We start from the raw sequence: 22,191 nt of genomic DNA on the forward strand, positions 1-22,191 counted from the left end.
GACGGCGTCGCTATACATACGCCACTTCGCCCAAAAGGTATGTTCCCCGTGCATGTAAGTGCAGGGGTTTTCGTTTTGGAAAGAATGCCCATGAAGGGCGGAATTTAAGAGGTTCAAAGTGGCTCGTATTGCTGGTGTGAACATTCCGACGGCCAAGCGCGTCCCGATCGCGCTGACCTATATTCACGGTATCGGCCCGGCCAAGGCTGGCGAGATCTGTGAAAAGGTCGGCATCGAATCAACGCGCCGCGTCAACGAATTGTCTGACGCTGAAGTGCTGAAAATCCGTGAGGCTATCGACGAAGGCTATATCGTCGAGGGTGACCTGCGCCGTGAGGTTGCGGTGAACATCAAACGCCTGATGGACCTTGGCTGCTATCGCGGTCTTCGCCACCGTCGTCACCTGCCGGTTCGCGGTCAGCGCACGCACACCAATGCGCGCACCCGCAAAGGCCCGGCCAAGCCCATCGCCGGCAAGAAGAAGTAAGAGGACAACATGGCCAAGGCACCCGCAACACGCGTCCGCCGCCGCGAGCGCAAGAACATCACCAACGGCCTCGTCAAGGTCAACGCGACGTTCAACAACACGATCATCACCATCACTGACGAGCAGGGCAATGCTATCTCATGGTCGACGGCCGGTCACATGGGCTTCAAGGGTTCGCGCAAATCGACCCCGTTCGCCGCTCAGATGGCTGCTGAAGACGCCGCCAAGAAGGCCATGGAACATGGCCTGCGCAATGTCGACGTCCAGGTCAAAGGTCCGGGTTCGGGCCGCGAGAGCGCACTGCGCGCCCTGCAGGCTGCCGGCCTGACCGTTACGACGATTCAGGATACGACGCCGATCCCGCATAACGGCTGCCGTCCGCGCAAGCGTCGCCGCGTCTGATCTGGTCGACCGAATAGTCTGAGCCCTTGGGAACGGGGGCTGTCCAACGGCGCGACAAGCGCGCTGAAACGGAGAAACAAGTGCTGGAAAAGAACTGGCAAGAACTGATCAAACCGAACAAGCTCGACGTTCAGCCCGGGTATGATCCGGCCAAGAAGGCCACGATCATTGCCCAGCCGCTGGAGCGCGGCTTCGGCCTGACGCTGGGTAACTCCCTGCGCCGCATCCTGATGTCGTCGCTACAGGGCGCCGCCGTCACTGCCATTCATATCGATGGCGTGGTGCACGAATTCTCGTCCATTCCGGGCGTTCGCGAAGATGTCACCATCATCGTCCTGAACATCAAGCAGCTGGCCCTGCGCATGCATGCAGAAGGCCCGAAACGCGTCACCCTGCACAAGCAAGGCCCGGGCGTCGTTACCGCTGCCGATATCCAGGAAACGGCTGATATCGAGATCCTCAACAAGGATCACGTGATCTGTACCCTCGACGAGGGTGCCGACCTGCGCATGGAGCTGACCATCCAGAACGGCAAGGGCTATGTCCCGGCCGACCGTAACCGTCCGGAAGATGCGCCGATCGGCCTGATCCCGGTCGACAGCCTCTATTCGCCGGTCAAGCGCGTCGCCTACAAGGTCGAGAACACCCGTGAGGGCCAGGTTCTGGACTATGACCGTCTGGTTCTGGAAATCGAGACCAATGGCGCTGTCACGCCGGAAGATTCCGCTGCCTATGCCGCGCGTATCCTGCAGGACCAGCTTCAGGTCTTCGTCAATTTCGAAGAGCCCACGAAGGAATCTGCAGAGAGCAGCGAAGAAGAGCTTCTCTTCAATGCAGCGCTTCTGCGCAAGGTCGACGAGCTGGAGCTGTCCGTTCGCTCGGCAAACTGCCTGAAGAACGACAACATCGTCTATATCGGCGACCTGATCCAGAAAACCGAAGCGGAAATGCTCCGCACGCCGAACTTCGGCCGCAAGTCCCTGAACGAGATCAAGGAAGTGCTGGCCCAGCTCGGTCTGCATCTGGGCATGGACGTGCCGGACTGGCCGCCAGACAATATCGAAGAACTTGCCAAGAAATATGAGGATCAGCACCACCAGGGCTGATCTCTTCCAAAGGAGAGTAATCCATGCGCCACGGATTTGCGCACCGCAAGCTGAACCGGACCGCGAGCCACCGCAAGGCGATGTTCGCCAACATGGCTGCGTCCCTGATCAAGCACGAGCAGATCGTCACGACGCTGCCGAAAGCCAAGGAACTGCGTCCGATCGTAGAGAAGCTGGTCACGCTGGCCAAGAAGGGTGACCTTCATGCCCGCCGTCAGGCCATCTCCAAGGTTCGCGACGTTGCCATGGTCGGCAAGCTGTTCGACACCCTCGGCCCGCGCTATGAAGAGCGCAATGGCGGCTACATCCGCATCATGAAGGCCGGCTTCCGTCACGGCGACAACGCGCCGATCGCCGTCATCGAGTTCGTTGACCGCGACGAGACCGCCAAAGGCCAGGATTCCGGTCCGACCATGTATGCCGATCAGGACGAAGTTGAAGCCACGGCATAACGTGGCTTTTGCTTACTGATTTATCATGAACGGCCCTCCTTCACGGGGGGCCGTTTTGTTTTATATTGGTTTCTTAGTATCAGGGAATTTGAGGGTAAGGGTCTGATTTCATGAGATTACCGGTCATCACCGCCATCGCCGCCGCCACGCTATTCATCTTTCAGCCTGCAGGTGCTCAGGAGGCAGAGCGCTTTGTGCCACAGGACTCCATGCAGCTGAAGGCCAGCTTTTCGCCCGTGGTGAAGGATGTCGCTCCGGCGGTCGTCAATGTCTACACCCGCGGTGTCGTCCGCCAGCGTGTGCGCAGCCCGTTTGATGATTTCTTCGGCGGGTTTGGTGGCTTCGGCGGGATGACCCGTGATCGTGTTGCCCAATCACTTGGCTCCGGCGTCATCGTGCGGCCTGAGGGGATCGTGGTCACCAACAACCATGTCATAGAGAACATGTCGGAGATCAAGGTCGTGCTCGCCGACCGGCGCGAATATGAGGCGCAGGTGTTGTTGACGGACCCGCAGACCGATATCGCGATCCTCCGTATCGAGAGTGACGAGGCGCTTCCTTTCCTCGAATTCGCCAATTCCGACGTTGCCGAGGTGGGGGATATCGTTCTTGCCATCGGCAACCCGTTCGGTGTCGGCCAGACGGTGACGACAGGCATCGTTTCCGCGCTCGCCCGTACCCAGGTCGGTATCACCGACTATCAGTTCTTCATCCAGACCGATGCGGCGATCAACCCGGGTAATTCCGGCGGCGCGCTGGTCGATGTTGACGGCAAGCTGCTCGGCGTCAACTCGGCGATCTATTCACGCTCCGGCGGCTCTAACGGCATCGGCTTTGCCATCCCCGGCAATCTGGTGCGCCAGGTCGTCGCGACGGCGGTTGATGGCGGCGGCACGATCATGCGGCCATGGATCGGCGCAACGGCCCGCGATATCGATGGCACCATGGCGACGGCACTCGGCCTCGACCGGCCATCCGGTGCGCTCGTCGCGCAGCTCTTCGATGGCGGCCCGGCGGCACAGGCCGGTATCAGGGAAGGGGATGTTATCATCTCGATCGACGGGCAGGACATCTTCGACTCAGACGCCATGCGCTATCGCGTCGCCACGAAAGAAGCCAACGCCCGTGTGCCGGTCGTCTACCTGCGTGACGGTGATCAGCGTACGGTCAATGTCCGCCTGTCCCTGCCACCGGAAAATCCGGCGCGGGACGAGACACTGATTGAGGGCGAAAACCCGTTCACCGGGCTGAAGGTCGCGAACCTGTCGCCAGCGGTAAACATGGAGCTTAGCCGTGACCTGACCGACAAGGGCGTCGTTGTGCTCGATGCCAGCCAGGGCAGCTATGCCGGACGCTTCGGTATCGGCAAGGGCTACAAGATCCTGTCGGTCAACGGCACGGATGTGGAAACCGTCGACCAGCTGCAAGACACGCTTGCCGAGGCTGGCCGGGGCTGGGTCATCCAGACGCAAAGCCCGCGGGGGCAGGTCTCGACCCTGCGCATCAACCGCTAGATGTCGGATGACCTGTTCCAGTCCGCCGGTCTAGAGAAGGGTGCACCGCGCCCGCTGGCAGACAGGCTGCGCCCGCAGACGCTGGATCAGGTCGTCGGTCAGGATCACTTGCTGGGTGAGGGCATGCCACTCAAGCGCATGCTCGACGCGCGGCGGCTGTCTTCAATTGTGCTCTGGGGGCCACCCGGCGTCGGCAAGACGACCATTGCCCGCTTGCTGGCCGACAAGGCCGATCTCGAATTTCACCAGATCTCGGCGATCTTTTCCGGCGTTGCCGATCTGCGCAAGGTGTTCGCTGAGGCGGAAGCCCGCCGCCGCACTGGTCGCGGCACGCTGTTATTCGTCGACGAGATCCACCGTTTCAACCGCGCCCAGCAGGACGGTTTTCTGCCTCATGTCGAAAGTGGGTTGATCACACTGGTCGGTGCGACGACGGAGAACCCGTCCTTCGAACTAAACGCCGCCTTGCTCTCGCGGGCGCAAGTTCTGACGCTGAAGCGGCTGGACGATGCGGCTCTAGACAAGCTGCTCGCCCGCGCCGAGGAAGAGGAAGACCAGCGCTTGCCGCTGACCACTGCCGCGCGAGAAAGCCTGAAGGCCATGGCCGATGGCGATGGACGCTTCCTTTTGAACCTTGTCGAGGACATCTTTGCAGAGCCGGTCGATGGCGAGGACCTGGAGCCTGACGCGCTGTCGCGCATCGTCCAGCGCCGCGCCCCGGTCTATGACAAGGCGCAGGAGGGGCATTACAACCTCATCAGTGCCCTGCATAAATCCGTTCGCGGATCGGATCCGGATGCGGCGCTCTACTGGCTGGCGCGCATGCTGGCGGGCGGGGAAGACCCGCTCTATCTGTGCCGCCGCGTCGTGCGCATGGCGAGCGAGGATATCGGCATGGCTGACCCGAATGCGCTCACCGTCTGCCTCGCCGCGAAAGAGGCCTATGATTTTCTGGGGAGCCCGGAAGGTGAACTGGCACTGGCGCAAGCCGTGATCTATGTGGCGACGGCACCGAAATCGAACGCCGCCTATTCGGCCTTCAGACGGGCTCAGCGGGCTGCGCGGGAGACCGGCTCTCTGATGCCGCCGCCATACGCCATGAACGCGCCGACCAAGATGATGAAGGATCTCGGTTATTCTGATGGCTATGTCTATGACCATGACGCGCCGGATGCGTTTGCCGGGCTCGACTATTTCCCGCCGGACATGGAACGCCAGTCTTTCTATGAGCCAGTGCCGCGCGGGATGGAGAAAGATATCCGCAAGCGGATCGATTTCTGGAATGCTCGTCGCAAGCCGAGGGATAACGGCGGGGAGGGGTGATGGAAGCCCTGATTGCCAGCAAGGCCATCATCGTCTTCGGCGTCTTCGCGCTGCTTTTTGCCGGTGAACGGCTCGCCGGTTTCGCCCGCCAGCCGGAACAGGGCGCGGAAAAGCGCAATCGCCTGATCCGCAATGTCGGTCTGTGGCTGATCACCGTGCCGGTCTCGCCCCTGATCGTCATTCCGATCACGGCGTTCGCCGTGAGCCATGCCCTGTGGCAGCGGCCGGACTGGTGGAGCGGGGCAGATGGTGGTCTCGGGGGCCTCGCCCTAGATATCCTGCTGCTCGATCTGTGGATCTACTGGATGCACCGCGCTTTCCATCGCGTGCCGTTCCTGTGGCGGTTTCACGAGATCCATCACCGCGACGGTTTTCTTGATGCGACATCCGCCTTCCGGTTTCATTTCGCCGAGGTGATCCTGTCAGCCTCCGTCAGGGCGGCGTTCATCATCGCGCTCGCCATGCCGCTGTCGAGCGTCATCGTGTTCGAGACTGTCGCCGCCGTCATCGTCACGCTGCACCATTCCAATATCCGCCTGCCGCGCTGGCTGGAGCGGCCGTTGAGCTTTGTGATCATCACACCCTCGATCCACTGGGTGCACCACCATGTGATCCGTTCTGATACAAATTCGAATTACGGCACGATATTCTCGTTCTGGGACCCGCTGTTCGGCACGCGCAGCGCAACGCAGCGCACGGCGAATCTGCCCATCGGTCTTGATGATGCAGGTGACATTTCGCTCGGCGGGCTTATTGTGCAGCCCTTTCGCGGGAGTGGGCACCGCATGGGAGAAGAATGATGCAGGGCTATATGATCTGGCTGGTGATCGCCGCAGGCGGCGCGATAGGGGCCATGGCGCGGCATGCGGTCGGCCAGCTCGCCATGCGGCTGCTGGGGCCGAACTTCCCCTGGGGTACGCTGACGGTCAATGTGCTCGGCTCGCTCGCCATGGGCCTCGTCATCGCCTGGCTCGTCGCGCGCGAGCCTGCAGGGCAGGGTGTGAGAGCATTTCTCGCCGTTGGCTTGCTTGGCGCGTTCACCACGTTTTCGACCTTTGCGCTCGACGCGGTAACGCTGTATGAGCGCAAGGCGATGATGACCGCCGGCCTATACGTCGGGGCATCCGTCATTCTGTCGATCGTTGCGTTGTTTGCCGGTCTTGCTGCCGGGCGCAGCCTGTTTGAAAGAGCGTTGTGATGAGCGGTGTGAATAATGTCGAGGTAAAGGATGCCGATGACGGCATGCGGCTGGACCGGTGGTTCCGCCAGCATTACCCGCATGTGCGCCATGGCGAGCTGGAGAAGATGCTGCGAAAGGGACAGATCCGCGTCGATGGCGGCCGGATCAAGTCCAACCGTCGCCTTGTCGCCGGCGAGACCGTTCGCGTTCCGCCGGTCGGCACGCCGGAGCAGGCTGTAAAGGCCGAAAGCTCCGAGGCCGACAAGAAATATATCCGCTCGCTCGTCATCTACGAGGATGACGCGCTGATCGCCATCAACAAGCCGTTCGGCATCGCCGTGCAGGGCGGGGCGAAGACCCGCCGCCATATCGACGGCATGCTGGATGGTCTGCAGCAGCCGGGCGGGGAGCGCCCGCGGCTCGTCCACCGGCTCGACCGTGACACGGGCGGGCTTCTGCTGCTGGGCAAGAACCGCAAGGCGGCGGCGCGCCTGTCGGAGTTTTTTCAGAAGCACCAGGTCGACAAGGAATACTGGGCGTTGTGCTGGAAGATGCCGCATCCCATGGAGGGACAGATCGACATGCCGATCGCCAAGAAAATGGTGCGGATCATGCAAGAGGATCAGGAGCGGGTGATTCCCGCCGATGATGACGACAATGACGCGAAACGGGCACTGACCGATTATCAGGTGGTCGGGGAGGCCGGCGGCAAGGTTTCTTTCGTCGCGCTGAGGCCGCTGACCGGGCGGACCCACCAGTTGCGCGTGCACACCGCCGCCATCGGGCACCCGATCATCGGGGACGGGAAATATGGGGGCGAGAAGGCGAAGGTCGAAGGCATATCGGCGAAGATGCACCTGTTCTGCCGGGCGATGAGCTTTCCTCATCCCAAGACCGGCAAGAGGATGATGTTACGGGCCGACCTGACCGGCCATATGGACAAGACATGGACCCTATTCGGGTTCGAACGAAAGCCGGAGATCATCTGGCCGCATAACAACTGAAGGACTGGCCCGATCATGAAGGGCGAAGACGGATGACTGACATGAGTATCGAGCAGACACCATTGCCAAAGCGCTTCTACAAGACGGCAGACGTCGATTATGTCGATGAATGCTGGAACATCACGCTGGACGGGCGCACGGCGAAAACGCCGGTCGGCAAACGGCTGTCGACCATCCACGAAGCACTGGCCCGCGCCATTGCCGATGAATGGAATGCACAGGGCGAACACGTCAACCCGTCCAGCATGCCGCTGACCCAGCGCCTGATGCTTGTGCAGGACCGTGGCAAGCAGGATCGGGACAAATGGGCCGACGGTATGCGCAACTATCTGCAGACTGACCTTCTGTGCTATCGTGCCGGTGCGCCGGAAGAGCTGGTCCAGCGCCAGACCCGCGTTTGGGATGCCTATCTGGCATGGGCCAAGGATACGCTGTCGATCAAGCTCAAGACGACGACCGGCGTTCTCGCCGTCGACCAGCCGCCGGAAGCGTTGCAGGCGCTGAACGCACAGATTGCCGAGATGGATGAGGAAGTACTGTGCTGCCTCGCCGCGGCAACGGAAATTACCGGCTCTGTCGTGCTGGCCCTGGCGCTCGGCTATCGCGCCGCCGATGCGGAAGACATTTTCGAGGTCTCCCGCCTCGACGAGCAATACCAGGCCGAAAAATGGGGCGAGGATGCCGAGGCCGTCGAGCGCGAAGGGGCGCTGCAGGCGGAGTTCATGGCGATCTCAAGATATCTGGAGCTGATCAGCGGCTCTGACGCCAGTCCCGATAATTGATCCGTGTGGCGTTGTCGGTGAAAGCCGGTGATGCCATTTCCACGATCAATTCGGCAATGTCTTCGGGCGGGGGCAGCGTAGAGGGGTCCTCGCCCGGCATCGCCCGTGCCCGCATCTGGGTGCGCGTCGCGCCGGGGTTCATCAGGTTGACGCGGATATTCGTCTTCTCGACCTCATGGGCGTATGTCAGCGCCATCGCCTCCATCGCCGCTTTTGACACCGTATAGGCACCCCAGAAGGGCTTGTTGCTTTCTGTCGTGCTCGTGGTGACAAAGACGACACGGGCGGCGTCGGACTGGCGCAGCAGCGGGTCCAGCACGGCTGTCAGCTGCCAGTTGGCAAGGAAGTTGATGCCGAGGGTCGAGTCCCACGTCTTCTTGTCGATATCGGTGACCGGGCACAGTTCGCCCAGCACGCCGGCATTGCCGATGAAGATGTCGAGCTTGCCGAAGCGGTCTTCCAGCGCCGGGGCGAGCTGGTTAAGCGCGGCATAATCGGCGAGATCCACGGCAATCAGAGACGCCTTGCCGCCGGCGGCCTTGATCTCGTCATCCAGCTCTTCCAGCGCACCCTGGGTACGGGCGAGAATGATGACATGGGCCCCGGCCTTGGCCAGTGCGAGGGCGGCGGCGCGGCCGATGCCGCGCGAGGCGCCGGTGACGAGGGCATAGCGCCCGGAAAGGTCGTGTTGTTCAGTCATGACCGCAGGGATTAAGCCGAAATCGCCGCTTCTGCAAGCAAGACAGGCGCGTCAGAGCGCGGCCCGGATTTCGGCCGCGATCTCTTCCAGCGCCTTGGGGTCGGCCATACCGCTCGCCGGGTCGGCATGGGGCTTCATCGCGCCGCCTTCCCAGACCGGGATAATATGGAAATGGATGTGGAAGACGCTCTGGCCCGCAGGCGCGCCGTTGAATTGGGCGATACGGATGCCGTCAGGCGCGAGGGCCTTGTCAATGGCTTTTGCAATCATCTGTGTGCGCTGGATCAGCATTGAGAGAACGTCCGGGTCGACCGTCAGCAGGTTCGTCGCCTGCGCCTTTTTCGGGATGACCAGCGTGTGCCCGCGCGTCTGGGGGAAAGCGTCCATGAAGGAAAGAACCTCGTCATCCTCATGGATCTTCACGCTCGGGATCTCGCCCTTGATGATCCTGGCGAAGATATTGTCCGTATCGTAGGTTTCCTTGAGGCTCATTGAGTTTTCCTTGGTCGCATCACAGGACGTAGAGAAAGACAAAGGCCAGTGCGAGCAGGGCGAGCATCAGCCATTTATAACGGATGAAGATACCTTTTCCGGGCTGCTCCCCATCTTCAGGCTCTCCATAAAATTCATCATCATAGTCCTCACCATCGAATTCTGCTTCGCCGGAAGAGACAGTTTTAAGGAGTGTCTGAGCAGCCTCGAACTGGTGCTTCGGAACCATGATACGCAGCATGGTGGCACCCATCGCCAGATTTGGGTAGGCGGCGGAATAAGCATTGGCATCGGCGAGTTCAGCGTCGACATCATTGGCCCGAAGATAGCTGAGCGCTATGCGCGCTTCTTCCTGATTGAGATATTTGGCCAGTGTTTGCATCCCGCCAGCCTATCACCCTTTTCGATAGGGCGTATAGTGTTTGAGGATGTCGATATCGGCCTCGTTATGGGCGCGTTCATCCTCAAGATAGCGGGCGATGGCCGTGCGGAAATTGTCATCCCTGATCCAGTGGGCGGAGTGCGTTTCCACCGGTTCATAGCCGCGGGCGATCTTGTGCTCTCCTTGCGCGCCGGCCTCGACACGGGTGAGCCCGTTGGCGATGGCATAGTCGATCGCCTGATAATAACAGACCTCGAAATGCAGGAAGGGCACATGCTCCGTACAGCCCCAATAGCGGCCATAGAGCGTGTCGCCGCCGATCATGTTCAGCGCGCCAGCAATATATTGCCCATCGCGTTTGGCCATCACCAGCAGCACCTTGTCAGCCATGCGTTCGATCAGCAGGCGGAAGAAGGTGCGCGTCAGATAGGGCGTTCCCCATTTGCGTGCGCCCGTATCCTGATAGAAAATCCAGAAAGCATCGAGGTGTTCTTCGGTTATATCGGAGCCGGTGATCCACTCTATCTCGACGCCTTCTGCCGGAATTTTCTCGCGTTCCTTGCGCAAGTTCTTGCGCTTGCGCGAGGCAAGCTCGCCCAGAAAATCATCGAAGCTGTCATAGCCGTGATTGGTGAAGTGATATTGCTGCCCCGACCGGCGCAAGAGGCCGAGGGCATCACCGATGCGGGCCTCTTCCGGCTGCAGGAAATTGATATGCAGGGAGGAGAAGGCGAATTTCTCCGCGATTTGCGTTGCCGCGCCCGCCAGCTGCAGCCGTGCGCCGTCATCGCGGGCGAGCAGGCGCGGGCCGGGGACCGGCGTGAACGGCACGGCTGAGAGCAGCTTGGGATAATACTTCCCGCCAGCGCGTTCATAGGCATCGGCCCAGGCATAGTCGAAGACATATTCGCCCTGGCTGTGCCCCTTTACATAGAGCGGCATTGCGCCGATCAGCGCATCGCCTTCCTCCAGAAGCAGGTGAAAGGGCTGCCAGCCGGTTTCCGGCCTGACCGAGCCAGAGGCCTCCAGCGCGTGCAGGAAGTCCCACGATACGAACGGGTGGTAGGGGCAATCAGCTGGATTGGCGAGCGCATCCCATGCTTCCCGGTCGATCTCGTCGAGGGAGGAGATGGTGCGTGCCGCTAATGTCGATGAACCGTCTGCCATGCCTATAAGATAGGAAGGCTCTGGCGATCGTCACGCCCCTCAAGGGGCGATCTCGAAAATCCCGTCGACTTCGACCGCCGCATCCAAGGGCAGGGACGGGGCCCCGACCGCAGCGCGGGAATGGCGCCCTGCATCACCCATCGCAAGCACCATCAGGTCGGATGCGCCATTGATCACTTTCGGGTGGTCGGTGAAGTCAGCCGTGCAATTGACGAACCCGCCGAGGCGCACGCAGCGCCGGGCCTTTGATAGATCTCCGCCACAAGCGGCTTTTAACTGGGCCAGCAGGTTCAGGCCGCACAGCAGCGCTGCTGCCTTGCCTTCATCGATGCCTAGGTCAGAGCCGACCTTGCCGGTGATCAGCCCCGACGGCGACATGGAAATCTGGCCGGAGATAATCACGAGATTGCCTGTTACGACCCAAGGCACATAATTGGCGACAGGGGCGGCAGCCTCCGGCAGGGACAGTCCGTTTGCTTTCAGGGTTTCCTCGATGGTCATTGTATTCTCCCGTCTGACGATAACCCTTCTAAGCAAGTTTTCACCTGCAGTGGCAATGGTGGCAAATAAAAAGGGCGGGCCGTTGCCGGCACCGCCCTTTTACTTTTCGCGATGTCGCAGATTACCAGCGCGCACTGATACCGGCGAAGAACTCGCGGCCCTCGGTGTCGTTCAGCGACGATACGATGTTGCGTGAGCTGCCGGCGTCCAGCCCGGACGGGATCAATGGACCGATCTCGTCGAAGACGTTGTTGACGCCGCCATAGAGGCGCACGCGCGGTTCGTCGCGCAGGACGTAGCTGAGATAGAGGTTGTGGAAGGTCTGGCTGCCTGCCTTGAAATAGTCCGGCGCATCATCGGCCACATCGAGGTCATCGACGCCGCCACTGCGATAAAGCGCTGTCCACGTCGCCCGGAAATCGCCAATGCTGTAGCCGAGCTTGGCCCGGTACTCGTCTTCCGGATTATCGATCTGGCCGAGCTGTTCCTCTTCCTCCGGCCCGTTCAGGCCCTGAAAGGTGAAGCTGTTCTCCAGATAATGGGTGTAGATGACATTGATATCGAACTCACCCGGGGCGAAACCGAATTCCCACTCATAGTCGATGGCGGCATCGATGCCCTCGGCGACCAGCTCGTTCAGGTTCTCGACCTGGTTGATGACTTCAGCAATTTCACCGCTGTTCCCGTTCCGCGTGATGACATTACAGAAACGGTTATCGGGGTAGTCCGCCGCTGTGTAGCACAGGTCGGCTGTGAGCTGTGTTTCGATTGACCCGATCGCGTCCTCGACCTTGATGTCATAATAGTCGACAATGACAGTCAGGTTCGGGATAGCGGATGGTGTCAAAACAAAACCGGCTGTGAAGGTGTCTGCCGTTTCCTCGGTAAGGTTGCTGTTGCCCTGGTTCGGCCCGCGCACGCTGCCATCACCCTCGAAAGGCTGGCCGGCATTGTCCGGGTTGGCGAAATAGGCCTGGATACCGGCTTCGGCCAGACAGTTCGCCGCGATCGTGGCGGTCGAGGCGTCACTGCCTGCCGGGGCGGTAATGCCCGTGCCATCGGCGTTGAGGCCGGAGCAGGGGTCGTCCAGCGAGTCGAAGTCACCGCGGGGTGGAGAGAAAAACTCCGTAAGGGTCGGCGCCCGTTGCGAGCGGGAATATTGCGCCCGGAAGCGGATATCGTCTGTCGGGAACCAGCTGCCGCCGACATTGTAGCTGACGACTTCGCCAACGGTCGAGTAATCGGCGACACGCAGGGCGAGCTGTGCCGACAGCGTGTCGAGAACCGGAATGTCGATTTCACCGTAAACCTCGGTGACATCAAAGCCCGCTTCGATATCCGGCACGGCCGTCGTGGTGGTCACGAGAAGCAGATCGCCGTCCTGGCCGGAGGTTTTTTGATCTTCTTCGCGATATTCGAATCCGAAAGCGGTTTTGACCATACCGGCAGGCAGCTGGAACAGATCGCCGTTCATCGACCCGGCAAAGGTCTTCTGTGTACGCTCCTGCTCAAGGACGGCGGTATAACGGATGTAATCCGCTGCCGGTTCGGAGATGGAGTTGGTGCCGAAAATATCGAGCGGCACGCAGCCATCTGCGCGGGCACCGGCATCGGCGCACTGGAAGCCGCTACCTCCATCGCTTTCAACGTCGAGGGCGAAGTTGATATTGCGCAGGTTCAGTTCGTTCGGCGTCGTCTGGGTCTGTTCGAAGCGGCCATAGGTGCCATAAAGCGTCCATTCCCAATCTCCCCAGATATCGCCTTCAAAGCCGAACGCGGTTCTCAGCGTATTGCGCTCGTTGATCTTGTCATCCCAGCCTATTTCGGTGAAGCGGCGGTCCCAGGCAACGGCGCCGACGCGGGTTTCCTGAACAGCCGGATGGATGAACGGGTGGGACGAGGCGATCTGGCGAAGCTCATCGGTGATGACCCGGCCATCGGCATCGCGCATTGCCATCCCGTTAGCATCAAGCAAGGCAAAAGTGTCGCCATCTGTTGCGATTTCCGGTGCGTTCCGAGTCATCGTCTCAAGCTCTGTATAAAGACCATCGAAGAAGATGGAGATGTTTGGCGACAGCTCGAAATCTGTCTTCGCCGCGAGCGTGTAGATTTCGTATTCCGGTGACAGCGTGCGACCGATGCGGTCGTTGAAGCCATCAGGATATGTTTCCCATGCTTCAGCGGACGTGCGCCCGTCATTCGGCAGCAGGGACTGGTCGTTGAACCACACGCCGTCGACATTCCAGGCGTCGTCACTCTCGAACTTGCCGCCTGGCAGATAGGCGCTGCCTGTCGGGTTGATGCAGAACCTGCCGGAGTTGTCGCAACCGGGCAGGATCGTCTCATCGTTGAAGTTGCCTTCATCGCCGGGCTCTGACCAGTTCACGGCAAGAATGGAATCAGGGCGCGTCTCGTCAGCGAAAATCGCGCCTTCTTCCTCATAGGAGAAGCCGAGCAGGAAGTTGCCGCGACCGCCGGCGAAGTTGCGGCCCCAAGTCAGATCGATATTCGTCTCTTCCTCGCCGGAGGCTTCTGCCTCGCCATAGCGCATGTTGACTTCGAAGCCTTCCCAGTCATCCTTCAGGATCACGTTGACGACACCGGCAATCGCGTCGGAGCCATAGATGGCCGATGCGCCGCCAGTGGTCACTTCGATGGAATCGATAAAGCCGGACGGGATGGTATCGAGGCTGACGCGTTCGCCATTCCCGGCGTTCGAAACCGCGCGGCGCCCATCGATCAGCGTCAGTGTACGGTCGCCTCCGAGGCGGCGCAGATTCACGGTGCTGAGGCCCGGGTTCTGTACGCTAAGGCCGGTATTTTCCGGGGACAAATCGTAGTTTACACCGGGAATCTGAGTGACGATCTCGCCGACATCGACCGAGCCTGTTTCCTGCACAGCCTGTGCATTCAGGACCTGTACCGGGATTGCCGCCGTGGCATTGGAACGGCGGATGCGGGAGCCGGTAATCGTTATCGTGTCGTCACTGGCGTTTTCTTCAGTGTTTGTCTCGGTTGATTGTGCATAGGCGCCAGCGGTGCCAAACCCGGCCACGAGTGCGATTGCACACGTGCCCGCGCATAAGCGACGGATGAGTGTCATCAGGATCTCCAAACTGAATAATAAGAAGTGGGCAATCCTGGGTCGACAAGTGGTCCGCGCAATTTAGCCGGTGCCGCCGCTTTCTTGCTACTGCCCATAAAACGATGTGTCTAATCGTGGGGGCTGGCAATACGTTTTTCGATAGACGGTCGTCGGAGGCGGTCTATATGCTTGATTTTATTTGTGTTCAGGTATCAAAATGAAAAACGAATTTCATCGTAGTGTGTCCAATCGGATACATACGCCAGGATGAAGACTATTGCCTGTCTTTGTTGTTCCTGGGCGTGGTTGTGTCCAGTCCTCTCGCTGAGCCGATGATGTCGTCGCCGAACTTCGCCCGCAATCGGTCGATGGCGCTTTCCTGCGCTTCCAGCTTGATGTGGTCGTCCATGAAGAAGAAGGACTGGCGCGCCTGTTCTGCAGCGACGAGGTCTGAAAAACCGATCCCTATCAGGCGATAGCTGTCGCGCGACTGGCCGCCCGGGATCTCCTCGCGCAGTAATGCCTTGCCAGCGGCGAACAGCTCCCGGGCGAGGTTGGTGTGATGGTCGAGTGTCGAGCGCCGTGTCATGCTGCGGAATTGTGCGGTCTTCAGCTTCAGCGTCACGACGCGGCCGGCAAAGCCCTTCTCCTTCATCCGGCGCGAGACTTTCTCGCACAGCTTCCAGAGGATATCCTCCAGCGGGGCATAGTCGCGCAGGTCGTCGTTGAAGGTCGTCTCCGCGGAAACGGACTTGGTCTCCCGCTCCGGGTTCACGGGCCTCGAGTCCTCGCCCTGCGAAAGGCGCGCGAGGCGCAAGCCATGCTCGCCATACCGCTTGACGAGGTCGCGCGGGTCGGCCCGCTGCAGGTCGCCGATGGTGTTGAACCCGTCGCGGGCCAGCTTGCCCGAAAAACTGGCGCCTACGCCCCAGATGAAGCTGATCGGCTTCTCCGCCAGGAAGGTGAGGGTCTCTTCCCGTCCGATCACGGCAAAGCCGCGTGGCTTGTCGAGGTCGGAGGCAGACTTGGCGAGAAACTTGTTGTGCGACAGGCCGATGGAAACCGAGATGCCGACCGTCTCCTCGATTCGCTTGGCGAGGCGGGCGAGGGTTACTGCGGGCGGGGCGTGGTGCAGCTTTTCCGTGCCGGACAGATCCATGAACGCCTCGTCGATCGAGATCGCCTGGACGAGGGGGGTGAGTGCTTCCATTTCAGCCCTGATCTGGCGGGAGGCTTCGGTATATTTCTCGTAATTGCCTTTGATCACGACCGCCTGCGGGCAGGCTTTCAGCGCCTTGAACATCGGCATCGCGGAGTGGACACCGTAGATGCGGGCGATGTAGCAGGCGGTGGAGACGACCCCGCGCTTGCCGCCGCCGACAATCACTGGCTTGTCGGCCAGCTCCGGGTTGTCACGCTTTTCCACGGCGGCGAAGAAGGCATCGCAGTCCAGATGGGCAATGGAAAGGCTGTAGATCTCTTCATGGCGCAACAGGCGCATGCCGCCGCAGGCGGGGCAACGCCGCGTTGCCGCATCGGGCTGCGGCGTGAAGCAATCCCGGCAGAACCCTGCCGATCCGGAGTGACGGCCATCCCAGTGGGCTGTCTTTAATTCTGTCGCTTGCGAAGCCATATCCGGTTAAACATTGGTTAATTGGGTGTGGTCGCCAGGACTCAAGTCTGGCACGGAAATCCGATTTAAACGCTCGATTAAGCATTATGGCCCATAAGCATGGCAACTGTCAGGGGCTATGCAGCCGAATCATTCGGAAAGTGCGTCATGGTAAGCATGGAGAATTTCGACCTGTCGAACATGCCAAAAACCATTCTCATCGTTGAGGATAACGAGCTCAATATGAAGCTCTTCAACGATCTGTTGGAGGCCAACGGCTATGACATTGTTCAAAGCCAGAACGGCCACGACGCGCTGGAGCTTGCCCGCGAGCACCGTCCCGACCTGATTCTCATGGATATTCAGTTGCCTGAGCGTTCCGGTCTTGAAGTGACCCGCGACATCAAGGCAGACCCCGAGCTTGCCAATATTCCGGTCATTGCCGTCACCGCCTTCGCCATGAAGAGTGACGAGCAGCGCATCCGCGATGGCGGGTGTGAAGATTATTTAGCAAAACCGATATCAGTTCCCGTTTTTATTGAGAAAATAAAAAGATATCTGGATTAGGCTCTTCCGTAACAAGCGGAAGGATGTGGTGGTCCCATGACTGCAAGAGTACTCGTTGTAGATGATCTCGAGCCTAACGTGAAGCTTCTCGAAGCGAAGCTGCGCGCGGAATATTTCGAGGTGTACACAGCCTTATCAGGCGCCGAGGCGATCGAGATCGCCCATAAGGAACAGCCGGATATCATCCTGCTTGACGTCATGATGCCTGTTATGGATGGCTTCGAAGCCTGCCGCAGGCTCAAGGCCGATCATGAGACATGCCATATTCCAGTCGTTATGGTCACCGCACTCGATCAGCAGGCTGACCGTGTTGCCGGCCTCGAGGCTGGCGCTGACGATTTCCTGACCAAGCCGGTCGAGGATGTCGCGCTTTTCGCGCGCGTGCGTTCGTTGACCCGACTGAAGATGATGACCGACGAGCTGCGCCTGTCCCACGCGACCGGCGCCGAACTCGGTATCCTGACCAACGCCAAGCTGGCCGAGTTCGACAATCTCGATAGCCGGGTAATGATCATCGACGACACGGGCGATGTTGACGAGAGCCTCGTCGCACCGCTGCCGGACAATTGCCGCCGCGAAATTTACTCCGACGTCAAGGAAGCACTGAACATCCTTCGCACCGAGAAAGTCGATCTGGTTATCGTCAATCTCAATCTTGAAGGTTACGATTCGCTGCGTTTCTGCTCTGCCGTCCGCACGCTGAATGAAACGCGCCTTACGCCGCTGCTCGCGCTTGTCCGCCAGGGCGATACGCGCAAACTGGTCAGGGCACTCGACCTCGGCGTGAACGACTATATCACGCGGCCCGTCGATTCCGGCGAGATTACCGCACGCATACGCACCCAGCTGCGCCGCAAGCATTATATCGACCAGCTGCGCGAGTCCTTCCAGGTGGGCCTGGAGCTTGCCGTGACAGACCAGCTGACCGGGCTCTATAACCGCCGCTATCTCGCCAATCACATGAGCACCATGTTCGATGTCGGCGGACAGGCGAAGATGCCAGCCTCCGTGCTGATCATCGATGTGGATCACTTCAAGCCGATCAACGACACCTATGGCCATGATATTGGCGATGTGGTGCTGCAGGGCCTGGCCAAGCGTCTCACCGGCTCGATTCGGGGCATGGACATTGCCTGCCGCTATGGCGGTGAGGAATTCGTGCTGCTGATGCCGAAAACCGATGCCGCAACCGTTTCCATCGTGGCGGAGCGCATTCGCGAAGAGATCGAGGCAGAACCTTTCGATCTTGGCAGTGATCGCAATAAGTCAATCCCAATAACCGTCAGCATCGGCGCTGCGACGTCCCATGAGGGCGATACCCCTCAGGCGATTCTGAAGCGTGCTGACGAGGCGCTCTACCGCGCCAAGGAACAGGGCCGCAATCGCGTTGTTTATGATACGGCAGCCTGATCAGATTTCGTGAAACGCCCACAAAAGAAAAAAGCCGCCCGGAAGAGGCGGCTTTTTCGATTCTGGTAGCCAGAAAAACAGGTCAGGCGGATCTTACTTGATCTTGCCTTCCTTGAACTCGACATGCTTCTTCGCAATCGGGTCGTATTTCTTCTTGACCATTTTCTCGGTCATGTTGCGGGTGTTTTTCTTCGTGACGTAGAAATACCCGGTGTCAGCCGTGCTGTTCAGCCGGATCTTGATGGTTGTCGGTTTGGCCATCGTAAAACTCCTTGAAACGCGTTAGCGCGAAGCGCGGAAAATACCGGCCTTCGACCTAAAGTCAAGGCATTTCCGGCAAGAAAGACGCCCAGCCTGTAGTCTAGCGGGAGGGCTCCTCGGCCCGCAGGCTGTCCTCTATGTCTTCATCGGGATGATCCGAGAAGCCATGCATGCGATTGGCCCACTGGATGCCGATCAGGGCACCCTTCGTCACCGGCAAGAGCCACCAGATAGCCAGCCCGAGGAGCGTCAGCGAAACGAGCAATTGCAGACCGACAGGCGGATGGAAATGGCGTTTCCATTCCAGCATCAACGGGATAATGGCGTGCCCGGCGATGAGCATGGTGAAATAGGGCGGGCCGTCATCGGCTTCGTGACCGGACAGGACCAGGCCACATTCTTCGCACTGGTCCTTGATCTTGGTATAACCCTTGAAGATGTGGCCTTTGCCGCATTGCGGGCAGCGTTTCTTCATGCCGCGCCACATTGCGCTGCGTACGCTGCGTTTGCCGTCATCGTGGCCGCCATATACGAGGGGTGTATTATTGCTCATCGCGCGAACATGCGCCTGGCCATGTCACGACGCAAGGGCGGGGCGTCAATCTGTCATTTCGAGAAGCTGTAGGTGGCGCAGACATTGTCTTCCGGCGCCTCGGGGCCAGGCGGTGTGTCGCCTGTCAGCAGCGCGATGGACACGGAAACCGAGCTGTCTTTTAGGCCACGGTCCGAGCCGACACCAACCCATTGGGGAGGTTCACTGCACAGGGGCTGGGCCTCTTCTGACGTCGTCATGCCCACAACTTCGCGGATCTCGATCTCGGCCACTTCGGGGGTGAACAGCAGGCTCGCCCAGCTGTCGCCGCTAACATTATAAGCCTCTGTCGCCGGCACCATCTCTGTCAGGCGCGTCGTCATCGTCTGGCCCTTGCCAAAATTGATCAGGTCGGAATCGAAGCTGATATCGCCGGTGATGCCCATGGCTGTGGTAGAAACGGCAGTATAGCTGCCTTGCGTCATGGCCCCAGCCGCCTGCAGGGAACGGACAGGGGTTGGCGAAGACGGGCCAACGGCATCTTCCTGTTCAGTCGGGGCTGGCTCGCTTTCTTCCCGAGCCTCTCCGTCGCTGTCATCGTCAGCCGAGAAGAGCTCGCTTTTCTCCTCTTCGACAATGATGTCATCGGGTTCTTCATCGCCGCCAAAACAGGCCGACAGGCACAAGACAGCGGCAAAAAGCAGGACTGGCAGTTTTCTCATGGCGTTAACCTCGTTTCCCTGCACCATTAGAGCCCCGAACAGCCCCGGCTGTCCATGGTTCACATGCATCGGTGGGAGGAGGGCAAAGGCCTAGCGTTTTCGGGGTTTCTGACCAGGTCTTTTGCCCGGTTTCTGGCCTGCGCCTTTCCGGGCAGGACCTTTCCGCCCCTTGCGGGGTTCGCCCGCCTCGTCGGCGCGTGGCTTCTGGCTCGGGCCACGGGCGCCGGGCGCGGTACCCGGCTTGCGGCGGGATCGCTTGCGCGAGGAGGGGCCAGCACCGGGCTTTCCTGAATCCCGGCGTTCACCTTTGCGCCCGCCGCCCTTGCGGGATGATTTCGGCGGTTTCTCGCCCTTCATCGGGTCGGAGATCATCTTGAACAACAGCCCGCCCTGCAGTGGCGTGACCTCGGTCAGCTGGACGGTCACACCCTGTCCGAGGCGATAGATGCCGCCGGTCGATTCGCCGATCAGGATGTTCAGGTCAGGCTCGTGGCGGAAATATTCGCCGTCGAGGGTGCGCATGGGCACAAACCCGTCCGCACCCGTCTCATCGAGAGTGACGAAGATGCCGGCGCGGGTGACCCCATTGATATGGGCGCGGAATTCAGCGCCGACCCGGTCGGCGAGCCAGGCGGCCATGAACCGGTCTGTCGCCTCGCGCTCTGCCGCCATGGACTGGCGCTCAAGCACGGAAATATCTTCGGCAATCGCGTCCAGTTCCTTGGCTTCACGGTCTGTCTGCGCACCCTTGCCAAGATTGAAGGAGGCGACGAGGGCGCGGTGGACAGTCAGGTCGGCATAGCGCCGGATGGGGGAAGTGAAGTGCGCATAGCGCTGCAGGTTCAGCCCGAAATGGCCGATATTGTCCGTATCGTAAATCGCCTGAGCCTGCGAGCGCAACACGACCTGGCTGATCATCCGTGCCTCGTCCCGCTCGGCGGAATCCTGCAGGATCTTGTTCAGCGCGGACGGTTTCAGGTTCTGGCCCTTGGGCAGGTTGTAATCCATGCTGTCGAGGAACGTCCGTACACCCTCAAGCTTTTCCGGGTCCGGCTGGTCGTGGATGCGATAGATGACCGGCAGCTTGGTCTCCTCCAGCGCCTCGGCGGCGGAGACGTTGGCCTGGATCATGAATTCCTCGATCAGGCGATGGGCATCGAAGCGCTCGCGCAGCTTCACGCCTTCGACATGGCCGTTGTCGTCGAAGACGATCTTGCGTTCCGGCAGGTCGAGATCGAGCGGCGCACGCTTGTCGCGCGCGGTTTTCACTGCGGCGTAGGCAGCCCAGAGCGGCTTCAGCACGCTCTCATAGACCGGCATGGCGTGTTCGTTGATCGCGCCATCGATCGCGTCCTGCGCCTCGTTATAGGAGAGCCCGGCATGGGAGCGGATCATGGCGCGATAGAAGCGGTGGCCGATCTTGCGGCCATCGGCGGCAAAGCGCATGTCGGCACACAGGGCAGGGCGGTCCAGTCCTTCCTTTAGTGAACAGAGGTCGTTGGACAGCTTCTCCGGCAGCATCGGCACGACATAGTCGGGCAGGTAGGTGGAGTTGCCGCGTTTCCTCGCCTCGCGATCCAGTTCCGAACCGGGAGTGACGAACCACGACACGTCGGCGATGGCGACGATGACGCGCCAGCCATCCTTGTTCTTCGGATCGGGGTCCCGTTCGGCGAAGCAGGCATCGTCATGGTCGCGGGCATCTGCCGGGTCGATGGTGATGAAGGGCAGGTTGCGCAAATCCTCGCGCCCGCCTTCGAGGTCCGGCAGCGACATCTCGTTGGCTTCCTTGTTCACCTCTGGCGGGAAGTCGACGCGGATATCGTGATTGGCGATGGCGATGAGGGAGTAGGACGACTGGTCTTCGATCTGGCCGACGACCTCGCGCACGCGGGCCTTGTTCGGGCCATAGCCGCGCGAGCGTTTCTGCTCGGCCCAGACGAGATCACCGTCAGCGGCGCCGCCTTCATCGCCTCGCTCGACGATCAGGTCGCGGCGGATGCGGCGGTTAACCGGCTGGATCACACCGCCAACCTTGCGCGGGCGAAAGACGCCGAGCACGCGCTCTGCCGCCTGGCCGATCTGCTTGATCGGCTTGGCGATATAGCTGCCATCGTTCTGGCGGGCCAGGCGGCCAAGGAAGCGGTCGCCGACACCGAGCGCAGGACGGGTTTTCCCGGCGGAGCTGGACGGCAGGATGATGGTCGGCGGGGCGTAGTCCTCTTTCCATTCCGGCGGAAAGCATTGCAGGTCGCCTTCATCGTCTGCGGTATGAATATCGAGCACGGCAACAGGCGGCAGGTCGGCCTTGACGCTGGTGCGCTTGCCCGACAGGTCGATCAGTCCGTCACCGGACATTTCTTTCAGGGTTTGGCGCAGCCAGGCGCGATCATCGCCCTTGATATTGAAGGCGCGCGCGATCTCGCGCCGGGTCACCTTGCCGGAATTGTTCTGAGCTTCTTCGATGAAGTCGCGTATCTGCTTCTTCGAGGGTAATCGAGCCACTGGGT

Annotated in this window: 23 protein-coding genes; 12 read left to right on the plus strand and 11 right to left on the minus strand. The window is 60.3% G+C overall.

What is annotated here, in order from left to right; translation table 11 throughout:
* The first annotated feature begins 118 nt into the window (after positions 1–118).
* The 10 genes from rpsM to FF098_RS05505 all read left to right on the plus strand — a co-directional run bounded on the left by rpsM (position 119) and on the right by FF098_RS05505 (position 8,250).
* A complete protein-coding gene (rpsM, locus tag FF098_RS05460) occupies positions 119–487 on the plus strand; it encodes a 30S ribosomal protein S13 (protein ID WP_166426344.1) in 369 nt (122 codons plus the stop codon).
* Positions 488–496: 9 nt separating this feature from the next.
* Positions 497–889, plus strand: a complete 393-nt coding sequence (gene rpsK, locus FF098_RS05465; RefSeq protein WP_155138222.1) for a 30S ribosomal protein S11 — start codon at positions 497–499, stop codon at positions 887–889.
* 80 nt (positions 890–969) lie between these two features.
* Positions 970–1,995 carry a DNA-directed RNA polymerase subunit alpha gene (locus FF098_RS05470; protein WP_166426345.1) on the plus strand — a complete coding sequence of 342 codons (1,026 nt, stop codon included), beginning with the start codon at positions 970–972 and terminating at the stop codon, positions 1,993–1,995.
* 23 nt (positions 1,996–2,018) lie between these two features.
* Positions 2,019–2,447: a 50S ribosomal protein L17 gene (gene rplQ, locus FF098_RS05475; protein ID WP_155138226.1), complete on the plus strand. Its 429-nt coding sequence runs from the start codon at positions 2,019–2,021 to the stop codon at positions 2,445–2,447.
* Between the two features lie 110 nt (positions 2,448–2,557).
* The gene (locus FF098_RS05480) at positions 2,558–3,961 is read left to right on the plus strand and encodes a Do family serine endopeptidase (protein ID WP_155138228.1); all 1,404 of its coding nucleotides are present in this window, start codon (positions 2,558–2,560) and stop codon (positions 3,959–3,961) included.
* A complete protein-coding gene (locus FF098_RS05485) occupies positions 3,962–5,284 on the plus strand; it encodes a replication-associated recombination protein A (protein ID WP_155138229.1) in 1,323 nt (440 codons plus the stop codon). It abuts the gene before it with no gap.
* Positions 5,284–6,084, plus strand: coding sequence for a sterol desaturase family protein (locus FF098_RS05490; RefSeq protein WP_155138231.1), 801 nt, complete (start codon positions 5,284–5,286; stop codon positions 6,082–6,084). The genes FF098_RS05485 and FF098_RS05490 overlap by 1 nt, the downstream gene beginning before the upstream one ends.
* Complete coding sequence (gene crcB, locus FF098_RS05495) at positions 6,081–6,482, plus strand: fluoride efflux transporter CrcB (RefSeq protein ID WP_205967396.1); 402 nt, start codon at positions 6,081–6,083, stop codon at positions 6,480–6,482. Before FF098_RS05490 ends, crcB begins: the two co-directional genes overlap by 4 nt.
* Positions 6,482–7,468: an RluA family pseudouridine synthase gene (locus FF098_RS05500; protein WP_155138233.1), complete on the plus strand. Its 987-nt coding sequence runs from the start codon at positions 6,482–6,484 to the stop codon at positions 7,466–7,468. The genes crcB and FF098_RS05500 overlap by 1 nt, the downstream gene beginning before the upstream one ends.
* Before the next feature lie 32 nt (positions 7,469–7,500).
* On the plus strand, positions 7,501–8,250 hold the full coding sequence (locus FF098_RS05505) for an ATP12 family chaperone protein (RefSeq protein ID WP_155138235.1): 750 nt from the start codon (positions 7,501–7,503) through the stop codon (positions 8,248–8,250).
* Here the strand turns inward: FF098_RS05505 and FF098_RS05510 are convergent.
* The 7 genes from FF098_RS05510 to FF098_RS05540 all read right to left on the minus strand — a co-directional run bounded on the left by FF098_RS05510 (position 8,219) and on the right by FF098_RS05540 (position 16,210).
* Positions 8,219–8,950: an SDR family NAD(P)-dependent oxidoreductase gene (locus FF098_RS05510; protein ID WP_155138237.1), complete on the minus strand. Its 732-nt coding sequence runs from the start codon at positions 8,948–8,950 to the stop codon at positions 8,219–8,221. The genes FF098_RS05505 and FF098_RS05510 overlap by 32 nt on opposite strands.
* Before the next feature lie 51 nt (positions 8,951–9,001).
* Positions 9,002–9,442 carry an HIT family protein gene (locus FF098_RS05515; protein ID WP_155138238.1) on the minus strand — a complete coding sequence of 147 codons (441 nt, stop codon included), beginning with the start codon at positions 9,440–9,442 and terminating at the stop codon, positions 9,002–9,004.
* 19 nt (positions 9,443–9,461) lie between these two features.
* A complete protein-coding gene (locus tag FF098_RS05520; protein WP_155138240.1) occupies positions 9,462–9,824 on the minus strand; it encodes a hypothetical protein in 363 nt (120 codons plus the stop codon).
* A 12-nt stretch (positions 9,825–9,836) separates the two neighbouring features.
* Positions 9,837–10,991 (minus strand): GNAT family N-acetyltransferase, encoded by a 1,155-nt coding sequence (locus FF098_RS05525; RefSeq protein ID WP_155138243.1) that lies wholly within the window; start codon positions 10,989–10,991, stop codon positions 9,837–9,839.
* A 39-nt stretch (positions 10,992–11,030) separates the two neighbouring features.
* Positions 11,031–11,492, minus strand: coding sequence for a RidA family protein (locus tag FF098_RS05530; RefSeq protein ID WP_155138245.1), 462 nt, complete (start codon positions 11,490–11,492; stop codon positions 11,031–11,033).
* Between the two features lie 121 nt (positions 11,493–11,613).
* The gene (locus tag FF098_RS05535) at positions 11,614–14,595 is read right to left on the minus strand and encodes a TonB-dependent receptor plug domain-containing protein (RefSeq protein ID WP_155138247.1); all 2,982 of its coding nucleotides are present in this window, start codon (positions 14,593–14,595) and stop codon (positions 11,614–11,616) included.
* 256 nt (positions 14,596–14,851) lie between these two features.
* A complete protein-coding gene (locus FF098_RS05540; protein WP_155138249.1) occupies positions 14,852–16,210 on the minus strand; it encodes a DNA polymerase IV in 1,359 nt (452 codons plus the stop codon).
* A gap of 180 nt (positions 16,211–16,390) precedes the next feature.
* Between FF098_RS05540 and FF098_RS05545 the strand changes: the two genes are divergently transcribed.
* Positions 16,391–16,756 (plus strand): response regulator, encoded by a 366-nt coding sequence (locus tag FF098_RS05545; RefSeq protein ID WP_155139422.1) that lies wholly within the window; start codon positions 16,391–16,393, stop codon positions 16,754–16,756.
* A gap of 36 nt (positions 16,757–16,792) precedes the next feature.
* Complete coding sequence (locus tag FF098_RS05550) at positions 16,793–18,166, plus strand: PleD family two-component system response regulator (RefSeq protein WP_155138251.1); 1,374 nt, start codon at positions 16,793–16,795, stop codon at positions 18,164–18,166.
* Between the two features lie 93 nt (positions 18,167–18,259).
* Here the strand turns inward: FF098_RS05550 and rpmG are convergent, their stop codons facing one another.
* The 4 genes from rpmG to rnr all read right to left on the minus strand — a co-directional run bounded on the left by rpmG (position 18,260) and on the right by rnr (position 22,186).
* Positions 18,260–18,427 carry a 50S ribosomal protein L33 gene (gene rpmG, locus FF098_RS05555; RefSeq protein WP_155138253.1) on the minus strand — a complete coding sequence of 56 codons (168 nt, stop codon included), beginning with the start codon at positions 18,425–18,427 and terminating at the stop codon, positions 18,260–18,262.
* Positions 18,428–18,527: 100 nt separating this feature from the next.
* The gene (locus FF098_RS05560) at positions 18,528–18,980 is read right to left on the minus strand and encodes a DUF983 domain-containing protein (protein ID WP_155138255.1); all 453 of its coding nucleotides are present in this window, start codon (positions 18,978–18,980) and stop codon (positions 18,528–18,530) included.
* 53 nt (positions 18,981–19,033) lie between these two features.
* Positions 19,034–19,681 carry a hypothetical protein gene (locus FF098_RS05565; protein WP_155138257.1) on the minus strand — a complete coding sequence of 216 codons (648 nt, stop codon included), beginning with the start codon at positions 19,679–19,681 and terminating at the stop codon, positions 19,034–19,036.
* A gap of 90 nt (positions 19,682–19,771) precedes the next feature.
* Positions 19,772–22,186 (minus strand): ribonuclease R, encoded by a 2,415-nt coding sequence (gene rnr / locus FF098_RS05570; protein ID WP_166426346.1) that lies wholly within the window; start codon positions 22,184–22,186, stop codon positions 19,772–19,774.
* Positions 22,187–22,191: the final 5 nt, after the last annotated feature.

Origin of the sequence: Aquisalinus luteolus, assembly GCF_009712425.2 — a bacterium.
GTDB lineage: Bacteria > Pseudomonadota > Alphaproteobacteria > Caulobacterales > Parvularculaceae > Aquisalinus > Aquisalinus luteolus.